General features: G+C 71.0%; 15 protein-coding genes. 4 read left to right on the plus strand and 11 right to left on the minus strand.

What is annotated here, in order from left to right; translation table 11 throughout:
- Positions 1-187 precede the first annotated feature (187 nt).
- Positions 188-1,375 (minus strand): succinyldiaminopimelate transaminase, encoded by a 1,188-nt coding sequence (gene dapC, locus M4486_RS08035; RefSeq protein ID WP_249480655.1) that lies wholly within the window; start codon positions 1,373-1,375, stop codon positions 188-190.
- A 51-nt stretch (positions 1,376-1,426) separates the two neighbouring features.
- A complete protein-coding gene (gene fdxA, locus M4486_RS08040; protein WP_249480656.1) occupies positions 1,427-1,753 on the minus strand; it encodes a ferredoxin in 327 nt (108 codons plus the stop codon).
- 247 nt (positions 1,754-2,000) lie between these two features.
- On the opposite strand from fdxA, the gene M4486_RS08045 reads away from it, so the two are divergent.
- The gene (locus M4486_RS08045; protein WP_249480657.1) at positions 2,001-2,342 is read left to right on the plus strand and encodes an acetyltransferase; all 342 of its coding nucleotides are present in this window, start codon (positions 2,001-2,003) and stop codon (positions 2,340-2,342) included.
- On the opposite strand, the gene M4486_RS08050 is transcribed toward M4486_RS08045, so the two are convergent.
- The 7 genes from M4486_RS08050 to M4486_RS08080 form a co-directional block, all read right to left on the minus strand.
- On the minus strand, positions 2,284-2,868 hold the full coding sequence (locus tag M4486_RS08050) for a CDP-alcohol phosphatidyltransferase family protein (RefSeq protein WP_249480658.1): 585 nt from the start codon (positions 2,866-2,868) through the stop codon (positions 2,284-2,286). The genes M4486_RS08045 and M4486_RS08050 overlap by 59 nt on opposite strands.
- 36 nt (positions 2,869-2,904) lie before the next feature.
- The gene (locus M4486_RS08055; RefSeq protein WP_249480659.1) at positions 2,905-3,447 is read right to left on the minus strand and encodes a hypothetical protein; all 543 of its coding nucleotides are present in this window, start codon (positions 3,445-3,447) and stop codon (positions 2,905-2,907) included.
- Positions 3,444-5,366: a translational GTPase TypA gene (gene typA, locus M4486_RS08060; RefSeq protein ID WP_249480660.1), complete on the minus strand. Its 1,923-nt coding sequence runs from the start codon at positions 5,364-5,366 to the stop codon at positions 3,444-3,446. Before typA ends, M4486_RS08055 begins: the two co-directional genes overlap by 4 nt.
- A gap of 311 nt (positions 5,367-5,677) precedes the next feature.
- Positions 5,678-7,633, minus strand: coding sequence for an ABC transporter ATP-binding protein (locus M4486_RS08065; protein WP_249480661.1), 1,956 nt, complete (start codon positions 7,631-7,633; stop codon positions 5,678-5,680).
- Entirely contained in the window at positions 7,630-8,586 is a 957-nt protein-coding gene (locus tag M4486_RS08070; RefSeq protein WP_249480662.1) for an ABC transporter permease, read from the minus strand. Before M4486_RS08070 ends, M4486_RS08065 begins: the two co-directional genes overlap by 4 nt.
- Positions 8,576-9,505 carry an ABC transporter permease gene (locus M4486_RS08075; RefSeq protein WP_249480663.1) on the minus strand — a complete coding sequence of 310 codons (930 nt, stop codon included), beginning with the start codon at positions 9,503-9,505 and terminating at the stop codon, positions 8,576-8,578. Before M4486_RS08075 ends, M4486_RS08070 begins: the two co-directional genes overlap by 11 nt.
- 203 nt (positions 9,506-9,708) lie before the next feature.
- Positions 9,709-11,352 (minus strand): peptide ABC transporter substrate-binding protein, encoded by a 1,644-nt coding sequence (locus tag M4486_RS08080; RefSeq protein WP_249480664.1) that lies wholly within the window; start codon positions 11,350-11,352, stop codon positions 9,709-9,711.
- A gap of 275 nt (positions 11,353-11,627) precedes the next feature.
- On the opposite strand from M4486_RS08080, the gene pgi reads away from it, so the two are divergent.
- Positions 11,628-13,334: a glucose-6-phosphate isomerase gene (gene pgi / locus M4486_RS08085; protein ID WP_249480665.1), complete on the plus strand. Its 1,707-nt coding sequence runs from the start codon at positions 11,628-11,630 to the stop codon at positions 13,332-13,334.
- Between the two features lie 594 nt (positions 13,335-13,928).
- Positions 13,929-15,404, plus strand: coding sequence for a nucleobase:cation symporter-2 family protein (locus M4486_RS08090; RefSeq protein WP_249480666.1), 1,476 nt, complete (start codon positions 13,929-13,931; stop codon positions 15,402-15,404).
- Between the two features lie 192 nt (positions 15,405-15,596).
- Here the strand turns inward: M4486_RS08090 and M4486_RS08095 are convergent, their stop codons facing one another.
- Positions 15,597-16,958, minus strand: a complete 1,362-nt coding sequence (locus M4486_RS08095; RefSeq protein ID WP_249480667.1) for an MFS transporter — start codon at positions 16,956-16,958, stop codon at positions 15,597-15,599.
- 179 nt (positions 16,959-17,137) lie between these two features.
- On the opposite strand from M4486_RS08095, the gene M4486_RS08100 reads away from it, so the two are divergent.
- Positions 17,138-17,674, plus strand: coding sequence for a GNAT family N-acetyltransferase (locus M4486_RS08100; protein ID WP_249480668.1), 537 nt, complete (start codon positions 17,138-17,140; stop codon positions 17,672-17,674).
- Between the two features lie 75 nt (positions 17,675-17,749).
- Here the strand turns inward: M4486_RS08100 and M4486_RS08105 are convergent, their stop codons facing one another.
- A complete protein-coding gene (locus M4486_RS08105; RefSeq protein WP_249480669.1) occupies positions 17,750-18,946 on the minus strand; it encodes an acyl-CoA dehydrogenase family protein in 1,197 nt (398 codons plus the stop codon).
- Positions 18,947-18,973: the final 27 nt, after the last annotated feature.

The following is an 18,973-nucleotide window of genomic DNA, read 5'->3' on the forward strand; positions in this document are numbered from 1 at the left end:
CGTTGTGCATCGGCGTCGGTGGGGGCCGACGGGCGACCCTGGGGCGTGCGGCGGGACACGTGACGCGTCCCGATGGTCGTGCGGGGGACGCGGGGCGCGTCCCGGGGGTTGGTCCGGTCCGGGGACCGGTGCGGTCGGGTGCGGGTCCGGGCCGGGGCCGACTTGGCCCGCGGGTCCCGGTGGCGGGTCAGCGGCGGGTGAGCCGCTCGACCGCTGCGGAGATCCGTTCGTCGCTCGCCGTCAGTGCGATGCGGACGAAGCGCTCCCCCGCCTCACCATAGAACATTCCGGGGGCGCAGAGGATTCCCAGCTTCGCGAGTTCGTGGACGCTGGCCATGGAGTCCTCGCCGAAGGCGGTCCAGAGGTACAGCCCCGCGCGCGACCCGTGGATCTCGCCGCCGAAGCGCTCGACGGCCTCGCGGAGCGCGGTGCGGCGGGCACGGTAGACGCCGTGCTGGGCGCGCACGGCGTCGTCGTCGGCGAGCGCGGTCGTCATGGCGATCTGCACGGGGGTGGGCAGCATCATCCCGGCCTGCTTGCGGATGGCGGTGAGCTCGCCCACGAGCTCCGGGTCGCCGGCGACGAACGCCGCCCGGTAGCCCGCGAGGTTCGACTGCTTCGAGAGCGAGTACACGCAGAGCAGTCCGGCGAGGTCGCCGCCGTGCACGCGCGGGTCCAGGATCGAGGGCACCTCCTCGACGTCCCAGGGCAGCAGGGCGTAGCACTCGTCGGAGGCGACGATGACGCCCCGCTCCCGCGCCCAGGAGACGATGCTGCGCAGCTGCTCGACGTCCAGGACCTCTCCGGTGGGGTTCCCCGGGGAGTTCAGCCACAGCAGGCCGATCCGCTCGAGGTCCTCGGCCGCGATCGCGGCGTCGCCCTCGGCGGCCAGGCGCTCCATGTCGACGGGCACGCTGCGGGCGCCCACGAAGCGCGCCCCCATGTCGTAGGTCGGGTAGGCGATGTGGGGGAAGGCGACGGCGCCGTCCGCACCGATGCCGAGCTGGAAGGGCAGGTGGGCGACGAGCTCCTTGGAGCCGACGGTCGGCAGCACGTGCTCGTGGCCGATGCCGGCCGCACCGTCGGACCCGTCTCCGGCGCCGGCTCCGCGGCGCCTCACCACGAAGTCCACGAGCGCATCGCGCAGCGCAAGGGTGCCGATGGTGGTCGGGTACCCGTGGGCGTCCGACGCCTCGCACAGCGCCTGCTGCACGCGTGCGGGGGTCGGGTCGACGGGCGTGCCGACGGACAGATCGACGAGTCCGCCCTGGTGGGCGCTCGCCACGCGCTTGGCCTCCTCGAGGGAGTCCCAGGGGAAGGCGGGCAGGCGCGCGGCCAGGGGCTCGCGCGGGGCCGACGGACGGTGCTGCACCATCAGATCCTTCTTTCCGGACTGCGTCCCGGGTCGCTCAGCGCAGGGGCCGCGTCACGCGTCGTTCGGGTTCGGCGGGAGCGCTTCGATGAGCGGATGGTCCTTGTCGATGACGCCCATCTTCGCAGCGCCGCCGGGGGCGCCGAGCTCGTCGAAGAACTCGACGTTGGCCTTGTAGTAGTCGGCCCACTCGTCCGGGAGGTCGTCCTCGTAGAAGATCGCCTCGACCGGGCACACGGGCTCGCAGGCGCCGCAGTCCACGCATTCGTCGGGCTGGATGTACAGCGACCTGGTGCCCTCGTAGATGCAGTCCACGGGGCATTCGTCCACGCATGCCCTGTCCTTCACGTCCACGCAGGGCAGGGCGATGACGTACGTCATGCAGCGATCCTTCCAGGGCAGGGACCGGGCGACGGCCGGGGCTGTACTCGCTCCCGGCCGCGGCCGGGGCGGGTGCGGCGCCGGAGCGGGCCGACGCGATGGTCCCAGGATGTTCTCGGGCTCCCGGGGCGAGGGAGCCGTCCCCATCATGTCACCGTCGCCCGTGCCTCCGCGGCGCACAGCCCGCCCTCCGGCGCGCAGGTGACGAGGTCGACATCGCGGCGGCTCCCGCCGGTAGCCTGGAGCCATGGCCCAGGAGCACTCCCCGGATCCCCCACCCGGCGCGACGCCCGGCGACCATCCCGCTGTCGACCGCGGTGCGTCCCCGGATCCTGCTCGGCGTCCTCGTCCGGGCTGGGCGCCCTTCCTGCAGGTGGGGACGCGCGTGGTGGTGCGCTATGCGATCGACCGCAGCGCGTCGCCGCACGGCGAGGGGATGACCGATGCACTGGGCGTCGTCGAGGACGCCGACGAGGACACGGTCACGATCGCGACCAAGCGCGGCAGCGACCGGGTGGTGCGGGGTCTGGTCACCGCCGCCAGGCCGGTGCCCGATCCTCCCCGCCGCCGCGGTGGCGCAGGGCGCTGAGCAGGTAGCCGACGCCGGCGATCACGTGCAGCAGCACGCCGATCCACACGAGCACGCGCAGCGCCGGGATCGCCGCGGGCAGCCACGCGGCCGCGGCGGCCAGCAGGAACACGGCCGACATCAGCACCGCGGTGCGCGCCTTCCCGACCCGCGAGACGGGCAGCGCGCCCCCGGCGGCGGTGCGGCCGGCGAGCGCGAGCAGCACGATGTCCACGAGGGCGATCACGCCCAGAGGGATCCACGAGAGGACCCCGGCGAGGGCGAGCGAGAGCACCACGCCCACCAGGCCCAGCCGGTCGGCGATCGGATCGATGATCGCGCCGATGCGGCTGGTCTGGTGCAGGGCGCGGGCCAGCAGTCCGTCGACCCAGTCCGTGAGCGCCCAGACGAGCAGCAGGATCACGGCGAGCGGGTCGGGACCGCCGTCCACCAGCAGCACGCACACGGGCACCAGCAGCAGGAAGCGCAGCAGGGTGACCGCGTTGGGGATCGTCGCCCAGTCGGGGCGCCGTGCCCCGCGGGGCACGGCGGAACGGCGAGGGCCGGGGGCCTCCACGCCCGCTCAGACCCGTCGGCCGACGGAGCCCGCCGACCCGCCCGTCGGGCGGGTCCGCCTCGAGGCGAGGTGCTGGATGCCCAGGAACACGAAGGGCACGACGATGCCGATGCCCTGCACGATCCAGCCGGAGATCTGCGCCTTCTGCGCGATGACGGCGGGCATCAGCACTCCCCCGCCGGGGCTCGTGCCCGCGAAGGGGAGCACCATCAGGCCCCAGATGCAGCCGAGCACCACCACGGGCAGGCGCGCGCCGGTCGCGGCCCACAGGAAGGTCGAGGCGGCGAACTGGAAGACGGCGCCGAACACGAGCCCCACGGGCAGGTCGACGCCCGCGACCGTGAGCTGCAGGCGGTGCATCGTCACCAGCAGGAGCACGGAGACCACGGCCACGACGATCGCGGCGACGACCTGGGAGATCCTGGCCGCGATCGAGGCGGTCCCCGACGCCGTGCGCCCGGAGGCCCCCGGCGCGGTGCGCACGGGGGTCCCCGGCGCGGTGCGCACGGGGGTCCCCGGCGTCGCGCGTCCGGAGGGGCCTGGGGTCACGCCGTGCCCTTGGTCTTCCCGCGCAGCTTGGAGCGCTCCTGGGCGCTGAGGGCGACCTTGCGGATGCGGACGATCTCGGGGGTGACTTCGACGCACTCGTCCTGGTTCGCGAACTCGAGCGACTCCTCGAGGGTGAGCTTGCGCGGCGGCACGAGGTTCTCGAACGCCTCGGAGGAGGCTGCGCGCATGTTCGTCAGCTTCTTCTCCTTGGTGATGTTGACGTCCATGTCCTCGGCGCGCGAGTTCTCGCCGACGATCTGGCCCTCGTAGACCTCGCTCGTGGGCTCGACGAAGAAGGAGCCGCGCTCCTGGAGGTTGATCATCGCGTACGGCGTCACGACGCCCGCGCGGTCGGCGACCAGCGAGCCCGAGGTGCGGAACTCGATGTGGCCCATCCAGGGCTCGAACCCGTCGGCGTAGGAGGAGGCGATGCCGTTGCCGCGGGTCTCCGTGAGGAAACGGGTGCGGAAGCCGATGAGGCCGCGAGAGGGCACCAGGAACTCCATGCGCACCCAGCCGGAGCCGTGGTTGCTCATGGTCTCCATGCGGCCCTTGCGGGAGGCCATCAGCTGGGTGACGGCGCCCAGGTACTCCTCGGGCACGTCGATGGTCATCCGCTCGACGGGCTCGCAGGTCTTGCCGTCGATCTCGCGGGTCAGCACGCGGGGCTTGCCCACGGTGAGCTCGAAGCCCTCGCGGCGCATCTGCTCGACGAGGATCGCGAGCGCGAGCTCGCCGCGGCCCTGGACCTCCCAGGCGTCGGGGCGCTCGGTGGGCAGGATCTTCAGGGACACGTTGCCCACGAGCTCGGCGTCGAGGCGGTCCTTGACCTGGCGGGCGGTGAGCTTGTGGCCCTTGCCGTTCTTGCCGGCGAGCGGGGAGGTGTTGATGCCGATGGTCATGGAGATCGCCGGGTCGTCGACCGTGATCAGCGGCAGCGGTCGCGGGTCCTCGACGTCGGTGAGGGTCTCGCCGATCATGATGTCGGGGATGCCGGCGACAGCGACGATGTCGCCCGGGTGCGCCGTGCGGGTCATGGGCTCGCGGGCGAGCCCCTTGGTCTCCAGCAGCTCGGTGATCTTCACGGTCTTCGTCTCGCCGTGGCGCGTGCACCAGGCGACCTGCTGGCCCTTGGTGAGCTCGCCGCTCTTGACGCGCAGCAGCGCGAGGCGGCCGAGGAAGGGCGAGGCGTCGAGGTTCGTGACGTGCGCCTGCAGCGGCATCTCGTCGTCGTAGCTCGGCGCGGGGATCGACTCGATGATGGTCTTGAACAGGGGCTCGACGTTCTCGGACGCCGGGAGCTCGCCGTCGGCCGGCTGCTCGAGATCGGCGCGGCCGGCCTTGCCCGAGGCGTAGACGACGGGCACGTCGAGGACGGCGTCGAGGTCGAGGTCCGGGACCTCGTCGGAGAGGTCGGAGGCGAGGCCCAGCAGCAGGTCGGTCGACTCGCCGACGACCTCCTCGATGCGGGCGTCGGGGCGGTCGACCTTGTTGACCACGAGGATCACGGGGAGCTTCGCGGCGAGCGCCTTGCGCAGCACGAAGCGGGTCTGCGGGAGCGGTCCCTCGGAGGCGTCCACGAGGAGCACCACGCCGTCGACCATCGAGAGGCCGCGCTCGACCTCGCCGCCGAAGTCGGCGTGGCCGGGGGTGTCGATGACGTTGATGGTGATGCCGTCGGGCTCGCCGTTCGCCGCAGCCGACGGTCCGTGGTACCGGATCGCGGTGTTCTTGGCGAGGATCGTGATGCCCTTCTCGCGCTCGAGCTCACCGGAGTCCATGGCGCGGTCGTCGTGCTTGTCGCGCTCGCCGAGGGCGCCGCCCTGCGTGAGCATGGCATCCACGAGGGTGGTCTTGCCGTGGTCGACGTGGGCGACGATAGCGACATTGCGCAGGTCGGTGCGGTGCTGGAGGGACATGCGGGGGCTGCTCGATTCGTCGTCGGAAGGCGGCGCACTCCTCACGTCGCCGCCCCGCGGCATTCCCGGCACCGGCCTCCGCGAGGAGGCTCGTGCACGAGGGTCCGGGGCGTGCGGACACGATGCGCCGGAGAGATTCTACCGTCCGACGGGGCCGATCCCCAGGTGCGCTTGGACACGCCGCGAAGAGGCGTCCACGGCCGACGGCCCGCCGCCTCCTCGCGGAGCGCGGCGGGCCGCCGGTGGAGCCGCACGGGGCGGCGCGGGCAGATCGGGCTCGGACGGGATCGCTCGGGCCGGATCACTCCGGATCAGACGTGCCCGGCCCCGCTGAAGGGATCCTCGGGGTCGCCGCCCAGCGGGTGATGGGCATCGGTCCCGTCACGGTCACCGCCCCGGGCGTCGTCCGCCTCGGGGACCTCCGTGTCGACGTCCACCTCGATGGTCTCGGCGCCCGCGAGCGGGATCGAGCCGCCGGGGATCGCCGCAAGCAGTCGCTTGGTGTACTCCTGCTGCGGGTCGTGGAAGACGGCATCGGTCGAGCCGTGCTCGACGACGCGGCCCTTCTCCATCACCACCGTGTGATCGGCGATCTGGCGCACGACGGCGAGGTCGTGGGTGATGAACAGGTAGGACAGCCCCAGCTCGGACTGCAGGTCGTTGAGCAGGTGCAGCACCTGGTCCTGGACCAGCACGTCGAGAGCGGAGACCGCCTCGTCGCACACGACGACCTCGGGGTCCAGGGCGAGCGCACGGGCGATCGCGATCCTCTGGCGCTGCCCGCCCGAGAGCTCGTTGGGGTAGCGGCGCATCATCGAGGCCGGCAGGGCGACCTTGTCGAGCAGGTCGCGGACCTTCGCCTCCCGGGACTTCGCGTCCCCGATGCCGTGCAGGCGCAGCGGCTCCTCGATCGTGCGGAAGATCGAGTACATCGGGTCGAGGGTGCCGTAGGGGTTCTGGAAGATCGGCTGCACGCGGCGGCGCAGCGCCATCATCTCCTTCCCCTTCATGCCAGCGACGTCCCGGCCCTCGAACAGCACGCGGCCCGACGTGGGCTCGAGCAGGCGGAGCACCATCTGGGCGACGGTCGACTTCCCGGAGCCGGACTCCCCCACGATGGCCGTGGTCGTGCCGCGGCGCAGGTCGAAGGAGACGTCGTCGACGGCGGTGAAGGGCGTCGTCCTCCACGGCACCTTCCCGCGCAGCGGGAAGACCTTGGTGAGGTTCTGGACGCTGATCACCGTGTCCTCGCCACTGCGCGCAGCATCGGCGCGGGACCCTGCGCCATCGGCAGGGGCCTCCTCGTCGACAGGGGTGTTCGCAGCGGAAGTCCTCTCGGACACCGCGGCGGATCCGCCGGCCGCAGCGGGCGCCGCCTGCTGCGTCGCGTCCTGCGCGTCGCCGCTCTTGGTCGAGACCAGTCGTCGCGAGGCCAGCGAGGGCGCCGCGGCGATCAGGCGCTTCGTGTACGGGTGCTGCGGGTCCTGGAGGATCTGCAGCGCGGGGCCGGACTCGACGATCTGTCCCTTGTACATCACCACGAGGTGCTGGGCGCGCTCGGCGGCCAGGCCCAGGTCGTGGGTGATCAGCAGCACCGCGACGCCGAGCTCGGCGGTCAGGGTGTCGAGGTGGTCGAGGATCTGCTGCTGGACGGTGACGTCCAGGGCGCTCGTCGGCTCGTCGGCGATGAGCAGCCGCGGACGGGCGGCGAGGCCCATGGCGATCAGGGCGCGCTGGCGCATGCCGCCGGAGAACTCGTGCGGGTACTGACCGGCGCGGCGCTCGGCGTCGGGCAGGCCCGCCTCCTCGAGCAGCTCGACGGTGCGCTTCTTCGCCGCGGCCCCCTTGGCCATGCCGTTGGCGGCGAGCGCCTCGTCGATCTGCGCGCCGACCTTCCACAGCGGGTTGAGGTTGCTCATGGGGTCCTGCGGGACCAGTCCGATCTCGCTGCCGCGCAGCGCGCGGATCTGGCCGAGCGGCACGGAGGTGATGTCCTTGCCGTCGAAGCGGATCGAGCCGCCGGTGACGCTGCCGTTGCTGGGCAGCAGACGGGCGATGCTCATCGCGGTCGTCGACTTGCCCGAGCCGGACTCGCCGACGATCGCGACGGTCTCGCCCGGATAGACCTCGAGGTTCGCGCCGCGCACGGCGTGAACGGGCCCGCTGCCGGTCGTGAACGTGATGTCGAGGTCGCGGATCTCGAGCAGCGCGCCGGCCTCGGCGCTGGCGGGCTGGTCGCCCGTTCGGGGTGCAGTGGTGGCGCTCATCGCTTCCTCGCCTTGGGGTCCAGGGCGTCGCGGACGGCGTCGCCGAGCATGATGAAGCTCAGCACGCAGATCGCGAGCGCCACTGACGGGTAGAACAGCATCATCGGGTTGTTGCGCAGCGCGGGCTGGGCGTCCGAGATGTCGCTGCCCCACGAGATCGAGCCGTTGCCGAGCCCGAGGTAGGACAGGGTCGCCTGGGCGACGATGAACACGCCCAGGTTCACGGTGGCCGTGACGATCACCGGGGCGATCGCGTTGGGCAGCACGTGCTTGGCGAGGTTCGTGAGCCTCCCCGCGCCCAGTGCGGTCGAGGCCGTCACGAAGTCCTGGCTCTTGACCGAGAGCACGGCGCCGCGGGTGATGCGGGCGATGTTCGTCCAGCCGAAGACCGCGAGGATCAGGGCGATCGTGAAGGTGCTGACCCCGCTGCTGAGAGCGGTGAAGGCGACGATCGCGCCGAGCACGAGCGGCAGCGCGAAGAAGATCTCGGTGACGCGGGAGAGGACCTCGTCGATCCAGCCGCCCACGTAGCCGGCGAAGGCGCCGATGACCACGCCGATGACGGTCGAGATGACCATGGCGAAGAAGCCTACGCTCAGCGAGGTGCGGGTGCCGTAGAGGATGCGCGCCCAGACGTCGTACCCCTGGACGGTCGTGCCCAGCAGGTGGCCGTCGCCCGGCTTCTGGTTGGAGACCCCGAGGTCGCCCTTGGTGGGGTCGTAGTCGGTGAAGAGCCCGGGGAACGCCGCGATGAACAGCAGGATCAGGATCAGCAGGGCGGAGATCACGAAGACGGGGTTGCGGATCAGGTTGTGCGCGGCCTCGCCCCACATCGAGCGGGGCGCGGCGGTGGTGTCCACCGCGTCGACCTCGCGCAGCGGCGTCTCGTCCAGGGGCGCGACGAAGTGCGCGTCGGCCGGGCGCAGGGTGCGGGAGCTGTGATCACTTCGCATGGCGGATCCTCGGGTCGAGCACGGCGTAGAGCAGGTCCACGATGAGGTTGGTGAGCAGGAAGATCATCACCATGATCGTGACCACGGAGACGATCACGGGACTCTCGGACTTGTTGATCGCCTGGTAGAGCACCGACCCGATGCCGTGGATGTTGAAGATGCGCTCGGTGACGATCGCGCCGCCCATGAGGGAGCCGAGGTCGGCGCCGATGAACGTCACCACGGGGATCAGCGAGTTGCGCATGATGTGCTTGGAGATCACACCGGTCCGCGAGAGCCCCTTGGCGGTCGCGGTGCGCACGTGGTCGGCCGTCGCGACCTCGGTGATCGAGGTCCGGGTCAGTCTCAGCACGTACGCGAAGGAGACGACGCCGAGCACGAACCCTGGCAGGAGCAGGTTCTGGAGGCTCGCGTCGCGTCCGACGTTCACAGGCACCACCCCGAGCTTCACCCCGAGGGTGAACTGGGCGACGAAGCCGATCACGAAGGTGGGGACCGCGATCACCAGGAGCGAGACCATGAGCAGCGTGGTGTCGATCCAGGTGCCCTTCTTGAGGCCCGAGATGACGCCGGCGACGATGCCCAGGATGGTCTCGAAGACGACCGCGATGATCGCGAGGCGGAAGGTCACGGGGAACGCGTCGCGGATCTGCTCGAAGATCGGTCGGCCGTTGAAGCCGACGCCGAAGTCGCCGCGCACCACCTTCCCCACGTAGATCAGCCACTGCACGATGAGCGGCTTGTCCAGGTTGTACTGCGATCGGAGCTGGTCCTGCACGGCCGGCGAGAGGGGCTTGTCGCCCATGATCGCCTGGATCGGATCGCCGCCCGCGTAGAACGCCATGACGTAGATCAGCAGGGTCGCGCCGAGGAAGACGGGGATCATCTGCAGCAGTCGCCGCCCGATGTACCAGATCACTGGGTCACCTCAGGTTGATGGGAGAGGACGACGATCGCCGTCCCGGGGAAGTTGGCCGGAGCGCTCGCGCGGGGGCCGCTGATGGCCGCGGCCGGGCCGACGAGGGGCCGGGCCGGTGCCGACGGTCCTGGACGGACCTCGGGGCGGGAAGGGCTCCGTGCCCCTCCCGCCCCGGCATCAGCGGATGCGCGCAGCTCCGTCGATCACTTGGTGATCGCGTAGTACAGCGGGACGGTGTCCCAGCCGTACTTCACGTCGGAGACGTTCTCGGAGAAGCCGCCGAAGGTGTTCTGGTACCACAGCGGGATCGCCGGCAGGTCCTCCATGAGGATCGCCTCGGCCGCCTTGTACTTCTCGATCGCCGCGTTCTCGTCGGCCGCCGAGAGCCCTTCCTTGAGCAGGTCGTCGAACTCGGGGTTCTTGTAGTCGCCGTCGTTCGAGCCCTTGCCGTCGGCCGCGGCCGAGGAGTAGAGGGGGCCCAGGAAGTTGTAGGCCGAGGGGTAGTCGGCCTGCCAGCCGGAGCGGAACGCGCCCTTGAGCTCGCGCTTGGTGATCTGCTCGCGGAAGTCGCCGAAGGCCGGGAACGGCTTGCCCTTGGCGGTGATGCCCAGGGTGTTGGCGATGGAGTTGCACACGGCGTCGACCCAGTCCTTGTGCGGGGCGTCGGCGTTGTAGGCGAGGGTGAACTCGCCCTTGAAGGGCTGCTTCTTCTCCGCCTGCTCCCAGAGCTTCTTCGCCTCGGCCTCGTCGAACTCGAGCACCTCGGCGCCCGGGATGTCCTTCTCGCCGCCGCCGGGGATCACCGGGGCGATGAAGTCCGTGGCGGGGGTGCGGGTGCCGTAGAAGAGCTTGTCGCAGATCTGCTTGCGGTTGATCGCCCGGGAGATGGCCTTGCGGCGCAGCTTGCCGGCCTCGCCCGAGAAGTTCGGGTCGTTCTGGGCGATCGTGAAGGACTGGAACACGGCGCCGGGATCGTTGACCGCGCGGTCGCCCAGGGTGTCCTGGTAGCTCGACAGCGCCGAGGTCGGGATGAGGTCGGTGACGTCGACCTCGCCGGACTCCAGGTCGCCGTACATGGTGTCGTCCGACGAGTAGATCGTGAAGGTGACGCCAGCGTTCTTCGCCTTGCGGGGGCCGTCGTACTTGTCATTGGGCACGAGCACGATCTGCTGGTCGTGGTCCCAGGTGTCGACCATGTAGGGGCCGTTGGAGACCGGCTTCTCCCCGAAGGACTTGGTGTCGTCGTAGAACGACTCGGGCAGCGGCGAGTAGGCGCTGTAGCCCAGGCGGTTGGGGAAGTCCGACTGCTCGGAGACGAGCTTGACGGTGAAGGTCAGGTCATCGACGACCTTGAGGCCCGAGAGGGTCTCCTTGCCGGTGGCCTTGTCGGCGCTGACCTTGTCGAAGCCCTCGATGGGCTCGAAGAAGCTCTGGCTGAGCTGGGCGTTCTTGGTGTTCGCGCCGAAGTTCCAGGCGTCGACGAACGACTTCGCGGTCACGGGCGAGTCGTCGGAGAACTTCTGACCGTCCTTGATCTTGATGGTCCAGGTCTGGTTGTCGTCGGACTCGATCGAGTCGGCGACGTCGTTCTCGACCGTGCCGTCGGCCTTGTAGTAGACGAGGCCCGCGAAGACCGAGGTGATGATGCGGCCGCCGCCCACCTCATTGGTGTTGGTCGGGATCAGCGGGTTCTGGGGCTCGGTCTCGTTGGCGTAGACCGGATCGCCCGAGCCGCCGCCGGAGCCGCCGTCGCCGCTGTCGCTCCCGCCGCCGCAGGCGGACAGGGCGAGCGCGGCGGTGCCGGCGGCACCGGTGCCGAGGATCATCGAACGTCGCGAGATGGACATGGACACTCCTTAGTGTCATGGGATGCCGCGGCCGCGTCTGCGGTCGGATCTCCGTACGGGGTCGCGCTCTGGGGATCCATGCGGATCGTGGCGCGCATCCTCCAGTGTGCACGACGTGACGGGGTGCATAGCGCAAGAAGTGTCCATCCATTGGTCACGATACGGTCACTGCCCCGTCCGTCCGTCGATGCCGGGGAGCGCCGCGCGAGGACTGAGTTCCCACATCGGGCGCCCTCGCCTCGCACGGGCGCCCCCTCGCGAGGGACAATGGGGCCATGACTTCCGCACAGAACACGCAGACCCCGCAGGACGCGCCCGTCGACCCCACGACGACGGACGCCTGGGAGCAGCTCCTCGCGCACGACGAGTCGCTCGACGGCTCGCTGCGCGAGTGGTTCGAGGAGGACCCGCAGCGCGCCGAGCGCCTCACCCACGACGCCGCCGACCTGCACGTGGACCTCTCGAAGAACCTCGTGACCCCGGAGACCGTGGAGCTGCTGCTGCACCTCGCCGAGCAGACCGGCGTGCTCGCGCGCCGCGACGCCATGTTCGCCGGCGAGCACATCAACACCACCGAGGACCGCGCCGTGCTGCACACGGCGCTGCGCCGCCCCGAGGGCGCCTCCCCCGAGCTCGTCGTCGACGGCCAGGACGTCGACCACGACGTCCACGAGACCCTCGCGCGCATCTACGACTTCGCCCGCAAGGTCCGCTCGGGCGAGTGGACCGGCGTGACCGGCAAGAAGATCGAGACCGTCGTGAACATCGGCATCGGCGGTTCCGACCTCGGCCCCGTCATGGTCTACGAGGCGCTCAAGCCGCTCGCCCAGGAGGGTCTGCAGGCGCGCTTCATCTCGAACATCGATCCGACCGACGCGTACGAGACGACCGCGGACCTCGACCCCGAGACGACCCTGGTCATCGTCGCCTCGAAGACGTTCACGACGCTCGAGACGATCACCAACGCGCGCCTGGTGCGCGAGTGGCTGCTCGCGGGCCTGCGCGAGAACGCCGGACTCACCGCCGAGCAGGAGAAGGAGGCCGTGGCCAAGCACTTCGTCGCGGTCTCGACCGCGCTCGACAAGGTCGAGGCCTTCGGCATCGACCCCGCCAACGCCTTCGGCTTCTGGAACTGGGTGGGCGGCCGCTACTCCGTGGACTCCGCGATCGGCACCGTGCTCGCCACGGTCCTGGGCCCCGAGGCCTTCGAGGAGCTGCTCGCGGGCTTCCACGCGATGGACGAGCACTTCCGCACCGCCCCCGCCGAGCAGAACGTGCCGCTGCTCATGGGCCTGCTGAACATCTGGAACGTGAACTTCCTGGAGGCCGAGACCCACGCGGTCCTCCCCTACTCCCAGTACCTGCACCGCTTCCCCGCATACCTCCAGCAGCTGACCATGGAGTCCAACGGCAAGTCGGTGCGCTGGGACGGCTCCACCGTGGTCACCGAGACCGGCGAGGTCTTCTGGGGCGAGCCCGGCACCAACGGGCAGCACGCCTTCTACCAGCTCATCCACCAGGGCACGCGGATCATCCCCGCGGACTTCATCGCCTTCGCGAACCCCGTGCGCCCGCTCAAGGACGGCGAGCAGGACGTGCACGAGCTGTTCCTCGCGAACTTCTTCGCGCAGACCAAGGCCCTGGCCTTCGGCAAGACCGAGGAGGAGGTGCGCGCCGAGGGCACCGAGGGACCGCTCGTGGCCGCCCGCATGTTCTCCGGCGACCGCCCGTCGACCTCGATCATGGCGCCCTCGCTCACCCCGAGCGTGCTGGGCCAGCTGATCGCCCTGTACGAGCACATCACCTTCGTGGAGGGCTCCGTGTGGGGCATCAACTCCTTCGACCAGTGGGGCGTGGAGCTCGGCAAGCAGCTCGCCAAGGACCTCGCCCCCGCCGTCGCCGGGGACGATGCCGCCATCGACGCCCAGGACTCCTCGACCGCCGAGCTGATCCGCTACTACCGGGACCACCGCACCGTCTGATCCCGGTCGCCGGGCGCCGGGCGCCGGGCGCCGGGTGCCGGGCGCCGGGTGCCGTCTGCGCGTCGGCGCCCCGGCCGACGCCGGCTCGGCGGCAGCACCTCGAGAAGTACGAAATCGTTGCCATGAGCACTCTTGGCAACGATTTCGTACTTCTCGTCGGTTCGAGGGGGCGCTGCACCCAGCGCCCCGGTCGACAGACTCCCCGGTCGACAGGCTCCCTAATCGGCAGGCATCCCGGTCGGCAGACGCACCTCGAGTGGTACGAAACGGTTGCCATGAGCGCCCATGGCAACCGTTTCGTACCACTCGCCGTTTCGAGGGGCACCACGCACCATGCCCCGCGGCGCAGAGGCCCCGTGGCCCGTGGCCCAGCGCCTCCGCGGCCGCACCTCCCAGCTCCCGGCTCCCGGCTCCACGCACCTCACCGCCCGGCGTCTCGCCGGACGCCCCTCCGTGCGCCGCGCGATCCGCCGCGAGTACCCTGATCCCAGCGCTCACCGTCGCCGCGGTGGGCGCTTCTGCATTCCGGCCGGTCGTCGCGCTGCGCGCCGCATCCGGTCCGTCGACCCCAGCTCCCCCGCGTCAGGACCCTCCGTGCCCGAGACCCCCACCCCACGACACCCCTCGACCGATCCCGAGCGGCCGGCCGCATCGACCGATCCCGCACCCACGGGGACGTCGGCCGTCCCCGCGTCCACGGCCCCGTCGGCCGACCCCGCGCTCGCGGGCCCGTCGGCCTCGACGGCCGCGCCCCTCACAGCACGCCCCGAGGACGAGCGCCTGCCGCTCCCCCGCAGCCTCGTCTACGGCGCCCAGCACGTGCTCTCGATGTACGGCGGCGTGGTCGCCGTCCCGCTGATCGTCGGCGGTGCCGCGGGTCTGCCGGGGGACCAGATCGGGGTGCTCGTCGCCTCGGCCCTGTTCGTCTCGGGCGTGACCACGCTGCTCCAGTCGCTGGGCATCCCCTTCTTCGGGGCGAAGCTGCCGCTCGTCCAGGGCACCACCTTCGGCGCGGTCTCGACGATGCTCGTCATCATCGCGGGCGACGGCGGACTCCCCTCGGTGTTCGGCTCGGTGATCGTCGCCGGCATCGTCGGCTTCCTGCTCGCACCGGTGGTCTCGCGTCTGCAGCCGCTGTTCCCGCCGGTGGTGACGGGCACGATCATCGCCGCGATGGGCATCTCGCTGCTGCCGGTCGCGGCCGGCTGGATCATGGGCACGGAGGGGGCGCCCGGCTATGGGAGCGCCCTGCACCTGGGCCTCGCCGCGCTCACTCTCGTCGCCGTGCTCGTGTTCTCGCGGATCCGGGCGCTCTCGGGCGTCGCGATCCTGTTGGGCATCGCCGTGGGCACCGTGATCGCCGCGATCGTCGGGGCCGCGGACTTCTCCGAGGTCCTCACCGGCAGCGTCGTCGCCCTGCCGCGCCCGTTCGCCTTCGGCGTGCCGACGTTCCATCTCGCGGCCATCGTGCCGATGGTCGTGGTCATCATCGTGACCCTCATGGAGACCACCGCGAACCTGTTCGCGGTCACCAAGGTCGTCGGCACCGACCTGCCCCCTCGGCGCCTGGCCGACGGCCTGCGCGCCGACATGGCCGCGAGCGCACTGGCCCCGCTGGTGAACTCGTTCCCGGCGACCGCGTTCGCGCAGAACATCGGGCTGATCTCCGTCACCCGCGTGCGGTCCCGCTTCACCGTGGCGGCGGGCGGCGTGATCCTCGTGCTGCTGGGGCTCGTGCCGCTCCTGGGCCGCGTGGTCGCGGCCGTCCCCCAGCCGGTGCTGGGCGGCGCGGGCCTCGTGCTGTTCGGCTCGGTCGCCGCCGCGGGCATCCGCACGATCGGCGAGGCCCCGCGCCGCGACGACCGCGACGCCGGCCACGACACGCTCATCGTCGCGGTCTCGCTGTCCCTCGCCGTGCTCCCGGTCGCCGTCCCTGCGCTCTACGACGCCCTGCCGTCGCTCGCCGCGATGGTGCTGGGCTCCGGCGTGAGCGCCGCCGCCTTCAGCGCCGTGCTGCTGAACCTGCTGCTCAAGGGACGCGGGGGCATCCGCCCCCACGACCACCTGTAGACGGGCCTGCCCGCTCGGGCACCCGAGAACTCGTACCGCCTGTCGCCCAGCCGCCGGAGCGCCCAGGCGCCCACGAGCCCACGAGCCCAGGCAGAAGAATGAGGCTGGCGAACCAAGAACCTGTGTCCTTGGTTCGCCAGCCTCATCTCTTCCGTCCTCGGCCGACGGGTCGCGCCGCGCCGCGGCGCTCACTCAGGCGAGGTAGTCGACGTCCTTGGTCTCCGAGCCGATGAACAGCGACACCAGGGTGACCACGGCGGCCAGCGCGAGGTAGCCGCCGACCAGCCAGAGCTGGCCGTCCATCGCCGTCCACAGGGCGATCAGCGCGTAGGGGGCGGGCGCCGCTCCGATCACGGAGGCCATGTTGTAGCTGACGGCGCTGCCGGTGTAGCGGACGTCGGCCTTGAACATCTCGGGCAGGAACGCCGCCATCGGGCCGAAGGTGAGGCCCATGAGCGTGAAGCCGATGATCAGCGCGACCATGACGCCCACGGTGCCGGCGCCCACCAGGGGGTGCAGGAGCAGGCCGTAGATGCCGATGAGCACGGTGACGATGAGCAGCATGCGGCGCCTCCCCATGCGGTCGGCGAGCGGGCCGGAGACCACGGTGAAGATGCCGAAGAAGACGACGCCGATGATGAGCATGGTGAGGAACGTCGGACGCGCGTAGCCGAGCCCCGGCACGGCCCCGTCGGCCGGCGTGGTGCCGACGACCATGAGGAACGCGGTCATCATGTAGAAGAGCACGTAGGTCGCGACCATGGCGAGGGTCGCGAGGATCAGCGGCTTCCAGGCGGTCTTGAACACGCGGGCGATCGGCACCGAGGCCACGCGCTGCTCGTCGAGGACCTTCTGGAAGGCGGGGGTCTCCATGAGCTTCAGCCGCACCCAGAGGCCCACGATCACGAGCGCCGCGGAGAACAGGAACGGCAGGCGCCAGCCCCAGGAGGCGAACTGGGCCTCGGTCATGGTGAGGCTGAGGATCACGAACAGGATGTTCGAGAGGATGAAGCCGATGGGCGCGCCGAGCTGCGGGAAGGTGCCGTAGAGGGCGCGCTTGCCGGGCGGGGCGTTCTCGGTCGCGAGGAGGGCCGCGCCGGACCATTCGCCGCCCAGTCCCACGCCCTGGCAGAAGCGCAGGAGCACGAGGATCGCGGGCGCGAGGATCGTGAATCCGGGAGCGGATGCCGTGGGCAGCACGCCGATGAGGAAGGTCGCGATGCCCATCACCAGCAGGCTCGCCACGAGCGTGCGCTTGCGGCCGATGCGATCGCCGAAGTGCCCGAAGATGATCGAGCCGATGGGGCGCGCGAAGAACGCGACGCCGAAGATGGCGAAGGAGCTCAGCAGCTGCGTCGTGGGCGTCTCGTTCGGGAAGAAGAGCGCGGGGAAGACCAGCGAGGCCGCGGTCGCGTACGCGTAGAAGTCGAAGAACTCGATGGTCGTGCCGACCATCGAGGCGACGATCACGCGTCCGCGGGTGTTCGCGGGGGCTGCGTCGGGAGCGTTCGGCTCGGAGGGGGCCGACGCCGTCGGGGCGGGATAGTGCGTCACGATCGGCGAATTTACGCTCAAGTCTCGACATGCGGAATTGTGTCCGGAATATGGAACCTGGGCGTCCGTGAGACGGCCACTGCGTTCCGGTGACTCGCCCCACGCACCGGTGACCGACGGCACGCACCTTCGTCCACAGCCGCCCTGCGCCCTGTCGTCTCCCGCTCTAGTCTGTCGCTGTGCCCTCTGCGATCGCGCGTGATCTGACTCCCGAGGAGGCCCGTGCGCGCCTCGAGGAGGTCCTCGAGGTGTACCGCGCCGCATGGGACGCGAGCGCGTCCCTGCTCGATCATCTGCGCGGTCGGATCCGTCATTCGCTCTCGATGGTCCCGGGCACGCGCATCGCCGTCGTGGAGGACGAGCGGACCTCGCAGCTGCACTCCATGCTGTTCGGACACGTCTACCACCCGAGCTCCTGGTGGCCGCGGCAGGTGCAGGGCGCGCTCGAGGCGGCGGGGCTCGCGGACTGGACGCTCGACGCCTTCGAGGTGGTCGAGGTCGCGACCACCCCGTGGGCCCGCGGACGCGGCTTCGCCCGTGCGCTCCTCGAGCACCTGCACGCGACGATGCCCCAGGCCACCTCGCTGCTGTCGACGGGCCCCGATAATCCGGCGCGGGCCCTGTACCGTCGCTGCGGCTACGTCGAGCTGCTGCCGGACTTCCGCTACCAGGTCACCGGCTCCCCCGCCGTCGTCCTCGGCTACCGGCGGACCTGAGCGCCGACGGGCCTGAGGCCCTGAGCGCCGACGGGTCCGAGCCGAGGGCCGGGGGCCCTGTGGCTCGCCCGGCGCTCACTCCTCCCGATCGGCGCCGATCTCCCCGAGCAGAGCCCGGGCATAGGAGGCGTGCACGGACTCCTCGTCCGAGGGGTGGTAGAGGCCGGCGCGGACGTCCCGCGAGAGGCGCTCGAGCTCCGAGGTGCGCGAGAAGTGCGCGCCGCCGCTCGCGCGGAGCACCTGGTCGACCGCGCCGATCGCCGCCTCGGTCGCGCGGTGCTTCACGCCGGAGAGCTGCAGGAACCAGCGCGGGCCGTGATCCACGGTCCCCGGTGCGCTCGTGCCCGTGCCCAGGGCGTCGAGATCGGCGACCAGCTTCTCGATCTGCAGCATGGACCCGTCCAGCGCGATCGCCGCGCCGGCGAGGCGGCGGCGCACGTCCGGGTCGTCGGCGAGGACGATGCCGCGTGTGGCGCTGCGGCGCCGAGACGCGATCTGCGTGCCCAGCTCGACGGCGCGTTCGGCCAGTCCCGTGTACACCGACGCCAGGAGCAGCTCGAAGGCCCCGAAGATCCCCATCACGAAGGGGTCCGTGTTCGGGCCGACGGGCGTCCGCGTGATGACGTCCTCGGCCGCGAGGCGGGCGCCGTGCAGACGGGTGGTGCGCGACTGGGTGGCCCGCATGCCGTGGGTGTCCCAGTCCTCGAGCGTCTCGACCGCCTCGGTGCGCTCGATGGAGCCGAGGACGAGCGGGAGGTCGACGTCGTCCCCGGGGATCCTGCCGTGCACGACCAGCCGGTCCCAGACGGGCGCGAGGGAGGTGAAGATCTTGGTGCCCTCGAGCAGGTATCCGCCCTGGCCGTCGCTGCGGGCGACGGTCTGGGAGTCGAAGAGCATCGCCTCGTTGCCGGGCTCTGAGATGCCGAAGGCGAGCAGGCGGCCCGCGAGGGCGTACTCGAAGATCGGCTCGACCCCTTCAGCGCCCAGGCGATGGGCGTGCAGGGCGGCTCCGGTGATCACCAGGTGCATGTTCATGGCGAGGGCGGTCGCGGGCGCGGCGCCGGCGAGACGGCGCTGGATGCGGCTCGCCTCCAGCAGGCTCGCGCCGAACCCGCCCATCTCGCGGGGCACCAGCAGGCGCAGGTAGCCGAGCTCCCGGAGATCCTCGAGGTCATCACGGGGGAAGGTGTTCTCACGGTCGTGGACCGCGGCGCGCTCGCGGAAGCTGCGCAGCAGAGGATCGGGCAGGAGGGCGACGGCGTCGACGGTCATGGCCCCACCGTAGGCCAGGGGCGGGCC

The organism is Brachybacterium kimchii, assembly GCF_023373525.1.
Classification (GTDB): Bacteria; Actinomycetota; Actinomycetes; order Actinomycetales; family Dermabacteraceae; genus Brachybacterium; species Brachybacterium kimchii.

Excerpts from the sequence above, each read along its gene's own strand:
- M4486_RS08065 (WP_249480661.1), bottom strand. The coding sequence starts at position 7,633 with ATGAGCGCCACCACTGCACCCCGAACGGGCGACCAGCCCGCCAGCGCC.
- M4486_RS08045 (WP_249480657.1), top strand. The coding sequence starts at position 2,001 with ATGGCCCAGGAGCACTCCCCGGATCCCCCACCCGGCGCGACGCCCGGC.
- pgi (WP_249480665.1), top strand. The coding sequence starts at position 11,628 with ATGACTTCCGCACAGAACACGCAGACCCCGCAGGACGCGCCCGTCGAC.
- typA (WP_249480660.1), bottom strand. The coding sequence starts at position 5,366 with ATGTCCCTCCAGCACCGCACCGACCTGCGCAATGTCGCTATCGTCGCC.
- M4486_RS08105 (WP_249480669.1), bottom strand. The coding sequence starts at position 18,946 with ATGACCGTCGACGCCGTCGCCCTCCTGCCCGATCCTCTGCTGCGCAGC.
- M4486_RS08080 (WP_249480664.1), bottom strand. The coding sequence starts at position 11,352 with ATGTCCATCTCGCGACGTTCGATGATCCTCGGCACCGGTGCCGCCGGC.
- fdxA (WP_249480656.1), bottom strand. The coding sequence starts at position 1,753 with ATGACGTACGTCATCGCCCTGCCCTGCGTGGACGTGAAGGACAGGGCA.
- dapC (WP_249480655.1), bottom strand. The coding sequence starts at position 1,375 with ATGGTGCAGCACCGTCCGTCGGCCCCGCGCGAGCCCCTGGCCGCGCGC.
- M4486_RS08070 (WP_249480662.1), bottom strand. The coding sequence starts at position 8,586 with ATGCGAAGTGATCACAGCTCCCGCACCCTGCGCCCGGCCGACGCGCAC.